At 74.1% G+C, this 12,700-nt stretch carries 15 protein-coding genes; 7 read left to right on the top strand and 8 right to left on the bottom strand.

From position 1 onward, the window contains the following. On the top strand, nucleotides 1-784 hold a 784-nt coding region (locus tag DMH08_RS23735; RefSeq protein ID WP_148108601.1), incomplete at its 5' end, for a thiolase family protein. Next, the gene (gene meaB, locus DMH08_RS23730) at nucleotides 781-1,776 is read left to right on the top strand and encodes a methylmalonyl Co-A mutase-associated GTPase MeaB (RefSeq protein ID WP_233617763.1); all 996 of its coding nucleotides are present in this window, start codon (nucleotides 781-783) and stop codon (nucleotides 1,774-1,776) included. The genes DMH08_RS23735 and meaB, both read left to right, overlap by 4 nt. Before the next feature lie 45 nt (nucleotides 1,777-1,821). Here the strand turns inward: meaB and DMH08_RS23725 are convergent, their stop codons facing one another. The 8 genes from DMH08_RS23725 to DMH08_RS23690 all read right to left on the bottom strand — a co-directional run bounded on the left by DMH08_RS23725 (nucleotide 1,822) and on the right by DMH08_RS23690 (nucleotide 8,769). Then, a complete protein-coding gene (locus DMH08_RS23725) occupies nucleotides 1,822-2,682 on the bottom strand; it encodes an acyl-CoA thioesterase (protein ID WP_199747971.1) in 861 nt (286 codons plus the stop codon). Nucleotides 2,683-2,737: 55 nt separating this feature from the next. Further along, a complete protein-coding gene (locus DMH08_RS23720) occupies nucleotides 2,738-3,412 on the bottom strand; it encodes a TetR/AcrR family transcriptional regulator (protein WP_125617799.1) in 675 nt (224 codons plus the stop codon). A gap of 130 nt (nucleotides 3,413-3,542) precedes the next feature. Then, nucleotides 3,543-4,391: an acyl-CoA dehydrogenase family protein gene (locus DMH08_RS23715; RefSeq protein WP_199747970.1), complete on the bottom strand. Its 849-nt coding sequence runs from the start codon at nucleotides 4,389-4,391 to the stop codon at nucleotides 3,543-3,545. Between the two features lie 2 nt (nucleotides 4,392-4,393). Further along, a complete protein-coding gene (locus tag DMH08_RS23710; RefSeq protein WP_125617797.1) occupies nucleotides 4,394-5,530 on the bottom strand; it encodes an acyl-CoA dehydrogenase family protein in 1,137 nt (378 codons plus the stop codon). Continuing rightward, a complete protein-coding gene (locus DMH08_RS23705; RefSeq protein WP_125617795.1) occupies nucleotides 5,527-5,994 on the bottom strand; it encodes a nuclear transport factor 2 family protein in 468 nt (155 codons plus the stop codon). The genes DMH08_RS23710 and DMH08_RS23705 overlap by 4 nt, the downstream gene beginning before the upstream one ends. Continuing rightward, nucleotides 5,951-7,192 (bottom strand): metal-dependent hydrolase family protein, encoded by a 1,242-nt coding sequence (locus DMH08_RS23700; protein WP_125617793.1) that lies wholly within the window; start codon nucleotides 7,190-7,192, stop codon nucleotides 5,951-5,953. Before DMH08_RS23700 ends, DMH08_RS23705 begins: the two co-directional genes overlap by 44 nt. A gap of 1 nt (nucleotide 7,193) precedes the next feature. Further along, nucleotides 7,194-7,517, bottom strand: a complete 324-nt coding sequence (locus DMH08_RS23695) for a hypothetical protein (protein ID WP_026401992.1) — start codon at nucleotides 7,515-7,517, stop codon at nucleotides 7,194-7,196. After that, nucleotides 7,501-8,769: an aromatic ring-hydroxylating oxygenase subunit alpha gene (locus tag DMH08_RS23690; RefSeq protein WP_026401993.1), complete on the bottom strand. Its 1,269-nt coding sequence runs from the start codon at nucleotides 8,767-8,769 to the stop codon at nucleotides 7,501-7,503. The genes DMH08_RS23695 and DMH08_RS23690 overlap by 17 nt, the downstream gene beginning before the upstream one ends. 234 nt (nucleotides 8,770-9,003) lie before the next feature. Between DMH08_RS23690 and DMH08_RS23685 the strand changes: the two genes are divergently transcribed. The 5 genes from DMH08_RS23685 (at nucleotide 9,004) to DMH08_RS23665 (ending at nucleotide 12,680) form a co-directional block, all read left to right on the top strand. Then, nucleotides 9,004-9,330, top strand: coding sequence for a hypothetical protein (locus DMH08_RS23685; RefSeq protein ID WP_125617791.1), 327 nt, complete (start codon nucleotides 9,004-9,006; stop codon nucleotides 9,328-9,330). A 120-nt stretch (nucleotides 9,331-9,450) separates the two neighbouring features. Continuing rightward, nucleotides 9,451-10,176, top strand: coding sequence for an enoyl-CoA hydratase-related protein (locus DMH08_RS23680; protein ID WP_125617789.1), 726 nt, complete (start codon nucleotides 9,451-9,453; stop codon nucleotides 10,174-10,176). 7 nt (nucleotides 10,177-10,183) lie between these two features. Then, nucleotides 10,184-11,350, top strand: coding sequence for an acyl-CoA dehydrogenase family protein (locus DMH08_RS23675; RefSeq protein WP_125617787.1), 1,167 nt, complete (start codon nucleotides 10,184-10,186; stop codon nucleotides 11,348-11,350). A 161-nt stretch (nucleotides 11,351-11,511) separates the two neighbouring features. Then, complete coding sequence (locus DMH08_RS23670) at nucleotides 11,512-12,120, top strand: TetR/AcrR family transcriptional regulator (RefSeq protein ID WP_026401997.1); 609 nt, start codon at nucleotides 11,512-11,514, stop codon at nucleotides 12,118-12,120. 14 nt (nucleotides 12,121-12,134) lie between these two features. Beyond that, nucleotides 12,135-12,680 carry a hypothetical protein gene (locus DMH08_RS23665; RefSeq protein ID WP_125617785.1) on the top strand — a complete coding sequence of 182 codons (546 nt, stop codon included), beginning with the start codon at nucleotides 12,135-12,137 and terminating at the stop codon, nucleotides 12,678-12,680. Nucleotides 12,681-12,700 lie beyond the last annotated feature (20 nt).

Here is a 12,700-nt window from a genome sequence, read left to right as displayed (position 1 = left end):
GTACAGGCCCTCGGCGAGGATCACGTCGTCGATGAGGTCGGGGGCCAGGCCGGACGCCCCCAACCGCGACATGTCGATCACCGTCGGCTGGAACGCGGCCGTCGAAGCGGGCGTGTCGCGGGAGGAGATGGACGCCTGGGCGCTGCGCTCGCACCGCAACGCCGTCCGCGCCATCGACGAGGGACGGTTCGACGCGGAGATCGTCCCGATCGAGACGCCGCACGGCACGTTCGCCGTCGACGAGCACCCGCGCCGCGACACCACGCTCGAGAGGCTCGCCGCGCTGAAGCCGCTGCACCCCGAGATCGAGGGGTTCAGCATCACCGCGGGCAACGCCTGCGGCGCCAACGACGGCGCCGCCGCGCTCGTCGTCGCCGGCGACCGGTTCGCCCGCCGGCACGGGCTGCCCGCGCTGGCGACCGTCCGGTCGTGGGCGTCCGTCGGCGTGGACCCGCGCATCACCGGGCTCGCGCCGGTGAAGGCGATCCCGAAGGCGCTGGCCCGCGCCGGGATGACGTCCGCGGACGTCGACGTGTTCGAGATCAACGAGGCGTTCGCGGCGATGTGCGTCGCGACCGTCGGGCGGCTCGGGCTCGACCCGGACCGGGTCAACGTCAACGGCAGCGGCTGCTCGCTCGGCCACCCGGTCGCCGCGACCGGCGCCCGGATGCTGGTCACGCTGGTGCACGAGCTGCGCCGCCGCGGCGGCGGCATCGGCGTCGCCGCGATGTGCGCGGGCGGCGGGATGGGCTCGGCCACCGTGATCGAGGTCCCCGCCCCGTGACGGACGTGCCTGCGGCGGACGTGCCCGCGGCGGGCGCGCCGGTTTCGGGGGCGCCCGGGACGGACGTCCCCGGGCTGCTCGCCGCGGCCCGCCGCGGCTCGCCCCGGGCGGCGGGCCGGCTGCTGAGCCTCGTCGAGGGGGAGCGCCGCGGCGAGGTCCTCGCCGCCCTCGACGCGGACCCGGTCCCCGCCCCCGCCTCCGGAGCGGGGGCCGCCCGGGTCGTCGGGCTGACCGGGCCGCCCGGCGCGGGCAAGTCGACGACCGCCGCCGCGCTCGTCGGGGCCTACCGGGAGCGCGGGCTGCGGGTCGCGGTGCTCGCGGTCGACCCGTCCTCCCCGTACAGCGGCGGCGCGCTGCTCGGCGACCGCATCCGGATGGCCGCGCACACCACCGACCCCGGCGTGCTCATCCGCTCGCTGGCGACGCGCGGCCACCTCGGCGGGCTGGCCGCCGCCGTGCCCGCCGCCGTCCGGCTGCTGGGCGCGCTGGCGTTCGACCTGGTCCTGGTGGAGACGGTCGGCGTGGGGCAGTCCGAGATCGAGGTCGCCGCCGTCGCCGACCCCACCGTCGCCGTCCTCACGCCCGGGGCAGGCGACGCCGTCCAGGCGGCGAAGGCCGGGCTGCTGGAGGTCGCCGACCTGCTGGTCGTCAACAAGGCCGACCGGGACGGCGCCGCGCGCACCGTCCGCGAGCTGCGGATCGAGACGGGCGCCCCGGTGCTCACCCTCGTGGCGGCCGAGGGGGCGGGCCTGCCGGAGCTGGTCGAGGCGATCGACGCGCACCACCGCGCCGACACCGCCGAGCGGCGGGCGTCCCGCGCGCACGCGCAGATCCTCTCGCTCGCCCACACCCGCCTGCGCGCCCACCCGGAGCTCGCCCGGCTCGCCGCCGCCGTCGCCGACGGCCGCCACGACGCCTACACGGCGGCGGACCTGCTCCTCCGCCGGTCCCGCGAGCCCGGCGGGGCGGCGGAGGAGCAGGGGCCCGGGTAGCCGCCGGGCGCGGCCGCCGGGCCGCGCCCCCGCGGGCATGCCGCCTTAGGAGTGGTCCTTCAGACGCAGGAGGGCCTCCTGCGCGTAGGAGGCGACGAGGGAGCCGTCCGCGGCGAGCAGGTCGCCGCGGCCGAAGCAGCGGCCGTGCGCCAGGACCGGGCTGTGCTGGCGCAGCAGCAGCCAGTCGTCGGTGCGGAACGGCCGGTGGAACCACACGCTGTGCGAGGTGACGGCCGAGGTGAACGCCGTCCCCGCGTCGCTCTGGGAGACGCCGTCGAGCGGGCGCAGCGCGGTGCCGATGAGCGTGAGGTCGGTGGCGTAGGCGGCCAGCGCCGGCGCCAGCTCCGCGCCGACGGCCGGCGTGCGCATCCACAGCTCGTACTCGGGCGGCCCGGCGGCCGCGGCGTCCAGGTCCGCGGTCGAGCGGGTCTCCCACGGGAGCAGGCCGAGCTTCACCTCGTGCTCGGCGCCGGGGACGGCCGGCACCCCGGGGACGGACTGCCGGTCGGCGCCGTCCTCGCCCGCGTGCAGCGACACCGACGCGGTGGCGATCACGCCGGGCTCCTGCCGGGCCGTGACCGCCACGGTGGCGAACGTCCCGCCCTCGTGGTGGCGCTCGACCTCGTACCGGACGGGCTCGTCCGAGCGGCCCGCGCGGGGGAACAGCGCGTGCAGGGACTTGACGGCCTTGCCCGGGCAGACGGCGCCGGCCGCCCGGACGAACTGGGCGAGGAGCTGGCCGCCGAACAGCCGGTGGTAGGTCAGCCGCTGGTTGCGCCCGGTCAGCCGGACGGCGGCGGGGGAGGCGGCCGCGGCGCCGGAGCCGCCTCCCGGAACGGGGCCGGGGCCGTCCAGTTCCAGGCAGGCGAGGAGGTCGCTCCACGGATCGGTCACGGAAGTGGGCATGCCACTAGTGTAAATCACGTGCCCGATCTATGAGAATGCTATTCTCGTCCGGGTCTCACGCGGCGGCGGCGAACCCCGTGGAGCAGAACTCCCACAGCTCCTCGGCCGTGATCGGGTGGGCGTCCTCGTCGACCGGGGCGCCGTGCGCGATGAACATGACCGTCTGCATCACCAGCGCCGCCGCGCGCCGCGGCTTGACCCCCGGCCGCAGCGCGCCCGCCGCCTCCACCTGCTCCAGCAGCTCGGTGAACAGGCCGAGCAGCGGCGCGTGCGCCGACTTCACCTCGGCCGGGTGCGACACCAGCAGCTGCGGGGCGAAGTCGGTGAACAGCGGCCGCTGCGCCGCCGGGTCGGGCCGGGACAGCTCGAACAGCAACTCCACGGCCACCTTGAGGCGGTCCATCGGGTCGGTCCGGCCGCCGGCGGCGGCGCGGATCTGGTCGGTCGACCGGCGCAGGGCGTCCTCGAACAGGGCGAGGAGCAGCTCGTGCTTGCCGTCGAAGTGCTGGTAGAAACTGCGCAGCGACTGGCGGGAGCGGTCCACGACCTCCTGCACGGTGAAGTCGGTGCCGCCCTTCTCCGCGATGATCGCCTGGGCCGCGTCGAGGAACCGCTCCACCCGCTGCTCGGCGCGCAGCCGCGCCGCCTTGGTCGAGCGCTCGACCGCGCGGTCCTTCCAGGCCGGCCGGTGGCTCGGGGTGTCCGCCGTCGAATCCGTCTTCTGCACCATGTGTAGAACCTTACTGCACAGTATCGACAGTCGCCGGTACCGGCACCGCACTACGGCGCGCACGGTAACGAGACTATGACTTTCCTAACCCAAGAGTGTCATAGGCTCACGCTCCGCGGCGCGCCGCCGCTCACAGTTCCACGAGCCGCCGCGCCGCCCCCTCCGCGCGCAGGATCCGCCCCGCCTCCCGGGTCAGCTCCCGGGAGCCGCCGAGCAGGCCGTCCAGGACGAGCGCGCGCCGCACGTGCCGGTGCAGTTCGTGCTCCTCGGTGAACCCGATCCCGCCGAGCACCTGCTGGCAGTGCCGGGCCGCCGTCAGCGCCGCCCGTCCCGCCGCGGCCTTGCCGAGCAGCGCCGCCAGGTCCGCGTCCGCCGGGGCGTGCGGGGCGGCCAGCGCCGCCTCCGCGCCCTCCAGCTCGACCAGCGTCTCGGCGAGCCGGTGCCGGACGGCCTGGAACGCGGCGATCGGACGGCCGAACTGCGCGCGGTCGAGCGCGTGCCCGCGCGCGAGGCGCAGCATCGCCCGCCCGGTCCCGGCCAGCCACCAGCCGAGCGCCCGGCGCCCCGCGGCGAGCGGGACGGGTGCGCCGTCCGGGACGGGACGCAGCGGCAGGTCGCCGTCGAGCACGTCCGCGCCGCGGTCCCCGGGCCCGCGGTCCCAGACGACCCACCGGCCGCCCGCGTACGGCAGCGGCGGCGGGGCGTCCCCCGCAGGACGCCCGGACGCACCGGGTGCCACGTCGTTCAGCACCACGTCATTCAGCACCGCCGCGTGCGCCCCGGTCTCGCCGAGCAGCCCGAACACGAGCGGGACGGCGACGTCCGGCGCGGCGGCGAGCAGGTCGGGCCAGCCGAGTTCCGCGAGGGCCGCGTCGAGCCCGGGTCCCGACGCCGCCGCCATCGTCCTGCGCAGCGCGTCGGCGAGCATCTCCCGCTCGGCCGCGTCCATCGCGGGGGACTCCGGCGCAGGGGGCTCCACGGTCATTCCTTCCCCAGGTCGAGGAGACGGCGGGCGATGATGTTGCGCTGGATCTCGGCGGTGCCGCCGTAGATGGTGGCGGCCCGCGAGTACAGGTACTCCGAGCGCCACGGCGTCCCGTCCAGCTCCAGCACCCCCGGCAGCAGGTCCCGGGCGGTGTCGAACAGCCGCTGCTCGGCCCCGGCCAGCAGCACCTTGTCGACCGAGGTCTCCGGGCCGAGCCGCGCCCCGCCGGCGAGCCGCCGCTGCGTCGCGTGCGACCGGCAGCGGACGGTGTGCAGCGCGAGGTACGCGGCGCCGAGCGCGGCGTCGTCGGTCTCGCCGCTCGCGCCGGTCTCCTCGACGAGCCGGTCCAGCCGCGAGTACAGGTGCGCGACGCGGTGCCAGAAGCAGGTCGAGCGCTCGTGGGGCAGCAGGTCCATCGCCAGCCGCCACCCGTCGCCCGGACGGCCCAGCATGCGGTCGCCGGGGACGACGACGTCGTCGAAGAACACCTCGGCGAACTCGTCGACGCCGTGCATCGTGCGCAGCGGCCGGACCGTGATGCCGGGGGAGTCCATGTCGAGGAAGAACGCCGTGATCCCGGCGTGGCCGGGCGCGGTGCGGGTGAGCAGCACGCAGCGCGCCGCGAACTGGGCGAGGCTCGTCCACACCTTCTGCCCGTTGACCACCCAGTCGCCGCCGCGGGGCTCCGCCCGGGTCGACAGCGACGCGAGGTCGCTGCCGGACCCGGGCTCGGAGAACCCCTGGCACCACTGCTCGTCGCCGTTCAGCAGCCGCGGCACCATCTCGGCCGCCAGTGCGGGCGGCGCGTAGGAGATCACCGTCGGGGCGAGCACCTCGATCATCGAGTAGATGCCCGGTTCGGCCAGGCCGCGGGTCGCGACCTCCTCGCCCAGCACCGCGCGCAGCACGGCCGGCCCGCCGAGCCCGCCGGCCTCGGCGGGCCAGCCGTACCGCATCCAGCCCGCGTCGTAGAGGGCGCGCCGGACGCGGCCGAGCTGCGCGACCTGCCCGTCGAAGTCGAGGCCGGGCGCGGGGGACAGGTCGTTCGCGTCCAGCCAGGCCCGCACCTCCGCCCGGAACTCCGCGACGTCCGCGCCGGTGCCGGTGCCGGGGCCGGTGCCGGTGCCGCTCATGCTCCCGCGCGCCGGTGCGCGTGCGGACGTCCGGAGTCGTGCGCGCCGCTGCGCCGGATGAACGTCATCGCCCGCGTCCGCAGCCGCCAGCCGTCGCCGGTCCGCGCGTAGGTGTCGTTGTAGTACCCGATGCGCATCTCGTGGGTGGAGTGGTCCACGAAGCAGAGCGGCTGCGTGCCGGTCGCGGTGTCGCCGTCGATCTCGACCGCCGCCGTCCCGGTGAGGAACAGGCCCTTGGGCGCCGCCTCGACCAGCTCGGGGAACTCGTCCAGCCGGTAGGTGTCGCCGAAGGCGCTGTAGGTGCCGTCCGGGGTGAACACCCCGAGCAGCCCGTCGATGTCGCCCCGGGTGATGGTCACCGCGTACCGGGCGAGGAGCTGCTGGATCTCGACGTGGTCCTCGACGCCGCCCCTCGCCGTGCTACCTGTTGACGTGCTGCCTGTTGACGTGCCGCCTGTTGACAAAGACCTTCCCGCCCTTCATCACGAACCGCACGTCCTTGGTGACGGCGATGTCCTGCAGGGGATCGCCGGGCACGGCGATGACGTCGGCGAGGAGCCCCTCGGCGAGCCGCCCCCGGTCGGTGGCGCCGATCAGCTCGGCGGCCCGGACGGTCGCCGCGCGCAGCACGTCCGCCGGGGCCAGGCCGCGCTCGACCAGCGCCGTCAGCTCGAAGGCGTTGCGGCCGTGCGGGATGGCGGGGGCGTCGGTGCCGACCGCGATCTTCACCCCGGCCTCGTAGGCGGCCAGCACCGACCGCCGCGCCTTCGGGAACATCTCCGCGGCCTTCGCCTTCAGCTCGGGCGCCGCCTTCGAGACGTCCATGCCGTCGGCCAGGGCCGTGGTCGGGACGAGCCAGGTGCCGCGCTCGACCATCAGCGCGATCGTCTCGTCGTCGATGAGGAACCCGTGCTCGATGCAGTCGATGCCCGCCTCGACGGCGTTGCGCACCGCGTCCGCGCCGTGCGTGTGCGCCGCGACCCGCAGGCCGCGCCGGTGCGCCTCGTCGACGATCGCGCGCAGCTCCTCGTCGGAGTAGTGCTGCGCGCCCGGCGTGCCGGTGTGCGACATGACGCCGCCGGACACGCACACCTTGATCAGCTTCGCGCCGTGCTTGATCTGGTACCGGACGGCCCGGCGCACCTCGTCGACGCCGTTGGCGATGCCCTCCTCGACCGACAGCGGCAGGACGCCGGGCGCGAACGCCGCGAACATCGTCGGGTCCAGGTGCCCGCCGGTCGGGGTGATGGCGTGCCCGGCCGGGACGATCCGGGGCCCGTCGATCCAGCCCGCGTCGATCGCCTTGCCGAGCGCGACGTCCAGCAGGTAGCCGCCCGTCTTCACGAACAGCCCCAGGTTGCGGACGGTCGTGAAGCCGGCCCGCAGGGTGCGGCGGGCGTTGCCGACGGCGCGCAGCATCCGCAGCGGCGGATCGTCCTGGACGGGCGAGTACTCCAGCGTCTCGCCGCGCCCGCCCATCAGGAGGTTGACCTCCATGTCCATCAGGCCGGGCAGCAGGACCGCGTCGCCGAGGTCGACGACCTCGCCCTCGGGCGGGCCGCCGACCCCGGCGATGCGGTCGCCGTCGATCCGCAGGACCCCCGGCCGGACGATCTCGCCCGCGTCGACGTCGAGGAGCCCGGCCGCTCTCAGCGTGAGCATGTCAGACCACGGGCTCCACGATGAGGTCCAGGTACGCCGCGCCGGAGTCGGGGACGCGGGGCTGCTTCCACACCTCGACGGGGAACGACACCATGACCAGGCCCTGCATGAGGTGCATCAGGGTGCGGGCGTCCTCGGGCAGGTCGTCCCACGGGTGCCGGTCGATGTAGGCGATGGCGTCCTCCAGGCGGGGGAACGCGGCGTCGTAGAACGCCTGCATCTCCTCCATCGAGCTGGCGAGGCGCTTGGCGTACCGCTCGGGCTCGGTCGCCAGGGCCCAGCCCGCGTACGGCTCGAGGTCGGCGAATTCAGCGGGCAGCGGCATCGCGGTGCTCCTTGACGTGGTCGCGGGCGACTTTGTGCAGGTGACGCAGGAGGATCTCCTGGTCGTTGAGGGGGAACTCGGTGACGGCGCGGCCCTTGAGCATGGTCTGCGTGGCCTCGAGGGTGTTGGCGTCCTGGAGCGCGTACTCCTTGAACGTCACCGCGGCGAGTTCGTGGCCGAGGCGCTCGCGGGCGTTCTTCGGCGGGACGAAGTACAGGCTCGTCTCGAACACGTGCCGGTCGACGGCCGTCGGCCAGTAGTGGTACGTCAGGTACCAGCCGGGCGCCCAGACGAGCAGCATGAAGTTCGGGAACAGGACGAAGGAGTCGCTGCCCCACGCCTTGTGGCGGGCCGGGTTGAGGCCGGGCGGCAGGGTGTCGATCCCGTCGATGTCGGGCCGGTCCCAGGGGCCGAACAGCCCGCTGCGCAGCACCCGCTCGATCGGCTTGACCATGCTCGGGTCCTTGGGCGGGGACATGCCGCCCCAGGACGAGATCATGGAGTGCGGGCCGTCGAGCTTGTAGTGCAGCGCCTCGTAGCCGTAGCTGAACAGCTTGTCCGCCTCGCCCTTGACGGCCTGCTTCTGGTGCAGGACGGGCGCGTGGTAGAACTCCGCGAACGCGTCGATGAACAGCTTCCAGTTGCTGCCGATCTCGGCCCGGTAGCTGTACACCTCGGTCATCTCGTGGAAGGGGTAGCCCTCCAGGCCCTTGGCCATCTCGCCGAGGTAGTCGGTGAGCGGCGCGGCGTCCGGGTCGAGGTTGACGAAGACGAACCCCTCCCACACCTCGCACCGCACGGACTTGAGCCCGTACTCGGACTTGTCGACGTCGAAGAACTCCTCCTCCTGCTGGATGAAGGTCAGCTCTCCGGCCAGGTCGTAGCGCCAGGCGTGGTACTTGCAGGTGAACTGGCGGCAGGTGCCCTTGACCTCCTCACCGGGGAAGTCGTTCCAGACGAGCTTGTTGCCGCGGTGCCGGCACACGTTGTGGAACGCGCGGACCTGCTTGTCCTTGCCGCGGACGATGATCAGGGACGTGTCCGCGACGGCGAGTTCCTTGGTGAAGTAGCTGCCGACCTTCGGCACCGACTCGACGCGGCCGACGTTCAGCCACGTCCGCTTGAAGATCGCCTCGCGCTCGGCCTCGTAGTGCGCGGGGTCGATGGAGTCGTTGTAGTCGACGGGTGCCGTGCCCAGTTCGGGATAGTGCTCGGTCCAGCTGCCGGCGGCGGGTTTCGGGAAGTGGGGCAAGGGTCCGACCTCTCGTGCCGTTCCTTCTCGCTGACGAGAATGGCATTCTCATTTGTGGATCGTAGGTTCTCACGGGTGGCGGCGGACGTCAATCCGCCGGGGTCCGGAACCCGGTGAAGCCGGTCGCCGCGGAGGGCCGCCTCCGGTGCCGCCCGCTCCCGCCCCCTCCCCTGAACGGTTGATTCTCGTAAAATGAGAAGATAGTTTCCGCAGCGAGAGGAAGGAAGCACCGCCATGACGTCACCAGAACCGGCGCTGCACCCCGGGGCGCAGCTCGCCAGCACCGTGTGCGCGACGAAGGTGGTGGTCGTCCGGGCCCCCGCGCAGGGCGCCCCGGTGATCGCCTGCGGCGGCAGCCCGATGGCCGCGGCCTCCGGGACCCCCGCCAAGCCGGCGGCGCCGTCCGGCGGCGCCGCGAACGCCACGCTCGTCGGCAAGCGCTACGTGGACGACGCCGGGACCGTCGAACTGCTGTGCGTGTCCTCGGGCGCGGGCGAGCTGACCTGTGACGGCGCGCCCATGACCATCAAGGCGGCCAAGCCGCTGCCCGCCTCCGACTGAAGGACCGCCCTTGCCATCGCCACAGACGCCATCGCAGACGCCGCCGCGGACGCCCCCGCGACGGAGGTCATCGCCACGATCGCCGTCCCCGCACGGGCGCCCGCGGGCCGTGGAGGCCCGGTGAGCGACCTCGTCCTGATCGAGCAGCGCGGCCACGTGCGGGTGCTGACGCTGAACCGCCCCGCGGCGCGCAACGCCCTCGACCCGGCCGCGATGGAGGAGCTGTCGGCCGCGCTGCGCGCCGCCGACGCCGACCCCGGCACGCGCGCGATCGTCCTGACGGGCGCGGGGACGGTGTTCTGCGCGGGGCTCGACATGAAGGCGTTCGCCCGGGGCGGCGACATCAAGGGACTCGTGTGGTTCTACCACCGCAGCGTCGCCACGCCGGTCGTCGCGGCGCTGAACGGCTCCGCGCTCGGCGGCGGCTTCGAGCTGGTGCTGGCGTGCGACCTGGTCGTCGCGGCCGAGGACGCCCGGCTCGGGATGACCGAGGTCGCGCGGGGCCTGTTCGCCGGCGGCGGCGGGACGACGCTCTCCCAGCGGATCCCGATGGCGCTCGCCCTGGAGATGGGCCTCACCGGCGACCCCGTCACCGCGGAGCGGGCGCGCGGGTACGGGCTGGTGAACCGGGTCGTCCCCGCCGGATCCGTCCTCGCCGAGGCGCTCGCGCTGGCCGGCCGGATCGCCGGGAACGGCCCGCTCGGCGTCGCGATGACCAAGAAGCTCATGCGGCAGCGACGCTGGTGCACGCCGGACGAGGTGAACGAGGTGTTCGGCAGCGCGGACGCCAAGGAAGGGGCCCGCGCCTTCGCCGAGGGCCGCGCGCCGCAATGGACGGGAAGGTGACCACGCGGTGGACTTCGAGCTGAACGACGAGCAGAAGATGTTCCGGGAGACGCTCCGCGACTTCGCCGACAAGGAGATCGCGCCGGTCGCCCCCGAGTGGGAGCGGACGGGGCGGTACCCGACCGAGATCGTGGAGGGGCTCCGCGACCTCGGGCTGTTCGGGCTCAACGTGCCCGAGGAGTACGGCGGCCTCGGCGCCGACCGCGTCTCCTACGCGCTCGCGTTCGAGGAGATCGCCCGCGCCTGGCTCGGCGCGGCCGGGCTGTTCGGCCCGCACTCGGTCGCCTGCGTGCTGATCGCCCGGCACGGCACCGCCGAGCAGAAGGAGCGGTACCTGCCCCGGATGGCGACCGGCGAGCTGCGGTCGGGGATCTGCCTGACCGAGCCCGGCGCCGGCACCGACCTGCAGGGCATCGCGACCGCGGCCGTGCGGGACGGCGACCACTACGTGGTGACCGGCGCGAAGACGTGGATCACCAACGCGCGCGTCGCGGGCGTCCTGCCCGTCCTGGTCAAGACGGGACGGGCCGAGCGCGCCCACGAGGGGATGTCGGTGCTGCTCGTCGACACCTCCTCGCCCGGCTTCCGGGTCACCCGCGACCTGCCCAAGCTCGGCTACAAGGGGCCCGAGACCTGCGAGCTCGTCCTCGACGAGGTGCGGGTGCCGGTCGCGGGCCTGCTCGGCGGGGAGGAGGGGCGCGGCCTGCAGCAGGTCCTCGGCGGGCTCGAGATCGGCCGGATCAACATCGCGGCGCGGGCCGTCGGCGTCGCGCAGGCCGCCTACGAGGCGGCGCTCGGCTACTCGCGGGAGCGGGAGGCGTTCGGCCGGCCGATCTCGGACTTCCAGGCCATCCAGCTGAAGCTGGCCGACATGGCCACCGAGATCCAGGCCGCGCGGCTGCTGACCTACTGGGCCGCCGACCGGGCCGAGACCACCGGCGGCCGGGTCGACATGGAGGCGGGCATGGCGAAGATGTACGCCTCCGAAGTCGCCATCCGGTGCGCGCTGGAGTCGATGCGCGTCCACGGCGGCTACGGCTACTCCGCGGAGTTCGTCGTCGAGCGGCTGTACCGCGACGCGCCCCTCATGGCGATCGGCGAGGGGACGAACGACGTCCAGCGCCTGGTCATCGCGAAGGCCCTCGTGTCCGGTGGGGGACGCCTGGGCTGGTGAGCGACCGCGCGCGGCGCGCGCGAGGCCCCCGGACGGCGACCGTCCGGGGGCCTTCCGCGTTCCCGGCGGAAAGCTCCCGGATTACGGATACGTGACCCTTGTCACAGCCGCGCCAACCGACCTAATGTGTGTTCAGTAGGTTTCTGGAAGGAGTCCTCCGGTTGACCGAACAACGGCCGTACGCCGCCCTCCTCGCGAAGGGGGAGGACCGCCGACAGCGGATCCTGACCGCCGCGCAGCGCCTGCTGAAGCGGCACGGATGGCGCGGTATCACGCTCGGGCGGATCGCCCGGGAGGCCGGGGTGAGCCCGGCCGGCCTGCTGCACCACTTCGAATCCAAGGAAGCCCTGCTCCACGCCGCCGTCGACGCGCGCGACGCCTACGACGAGGCGCACGCCGACATGGACGCCGACATCATCGAGCAGCTCGAGGGAGTCGCCGAGCGGTTCCACCGGGCACCCGACCTGGTCGGCATGTTCGCCGTCCTCCTGATGGAGAACCTTGACCCCGACGATCCGCTGCACGACCGCATGTTCGGCCGCTACCGGGCCTCCGTGCGCACCGTCGCCGAAGGCATCCGGCGCGGCCAGCGCGCCGGCCGGTACCGCCCCGACGTGGACGCGGACGTGAAGGCCGTGGAGATCGTCGCCTTCCTCAACGGGATAGAGACATCATGGCTGCTGGACCCTTCGATTCCGCTGACCGAGGTCTTCAAGGAGTACACCGGGTCGCTCGCCCGGCAACTCGCACCCGCCGCCGATACACCTTGAGGCACCATCTCGTCGTGGTCGCCCCGACCATGCTCGGCGGGGTGCGCTCCGCGGGCGGCTGGGTGTTCGACCGCGTCGCCGCCGGGTGGGACGTCACCGTCCTCACCGCGGACGGCACCGGCTCCCGGGCGCTGCGCATCCTCGGCGCCCGCGGCGTCGACCTGGAGATGGGCCTCAACTCCCAGGTGCGCGGTCCCCGGCCGCGGGCGGTCGCGATGGACGCCGCGCTCTACGAGACCGACGAGCGGATCCGGTGCAGGCTGGACGGCGCGCTCGACAGCGGCATGGAGATCCGCCTGTGGGGCGGCAGCCGGGCCGCGTACGCCGACGAGGTCCCCGGCTGCGTGCGGCACCGGCTGAGCAGCGCCGCCCGCGCGTTCAAGGCGCACGCCCTCGCCGCCGCCGCGGCGTCCGCCGGAGCGCGCCCGCAGTGCGTCTCCCCGGACTGCATCACCGGCGACTGCGCCCCCGCCGGTCCCGCGCCCGCCGCCGCGAGCCCCGCGACGGAGGTCTTCTGGTCCGCCGAGAGCCTCCGCACGTCCGGCGCCCCGATCGCCTGACCGTCCCGCCCGCTCGTCCT

The organism is Actinomadura sp. WAC 06369, assembly GCF_003947565.1.
Classification (GTDB): domain Bacteria; phylum Actinomycetota; class Actinomycetes; order Streptosporangiales; family Streptosporangiaceae; genus Spirillospora; species Spirillospora rifamycini.
The sequence above is the reverse complement of the archived record's forward strand: the minus strand, read 5'-3'. Positions and strand labels throughout refer to the sequence as shown.

What these genes read in the sequence shown, in the direction of transcription:
- DMH08_RS23725 (WP_199747971.1), bottom strand. Translation starts at nt 2,682, where the DNA reads ATGCCCACTTCCGTGACCGATCCGTGGAGCGACCTCCTCGCCTGCCTG.
- DMH08_RS23720 (WP_125617799.1), bottom strand. Translation starts at nt 3,412, where the DNA reads ATGGTGCAGAAGACGGATTCGACGGCGGACACCCCGAGCCACCGGCCG.
- DMH08_RS23710 (WP_125617797.1), bottom strand. Translation starts at nt 5,530, where the DNA reads ATGAGCGGCACCGGCACCGGCCCCGGCACCGGCACCGGCGCGGACGTC.
- DMH08_RS23700 (WP_125617793.1), bottom strand. Translation starts at nt 7,192, where the DNA reads ATGCTCACGCTGAGAGCGGCCGGGCTCCTCGACGTCGACGCGGGCGAG.
- DMH08_RS23695 (WP_026401992.1), bottom strand. Translation starts at nt 7,517, where the DNA reads ATGCCGCTGCCCGCTGAATTCGCCGACCTCGAGCCGTACGCGGGCTGG.
- DMH08_RS23685 (WP_125617791.1), top strand. Translation starts at nt 9,004, where the DNA reads ATGACGTCACCAGAACCGGCGCTGCACCCCGGGGCGCAGCTCGCCAGC.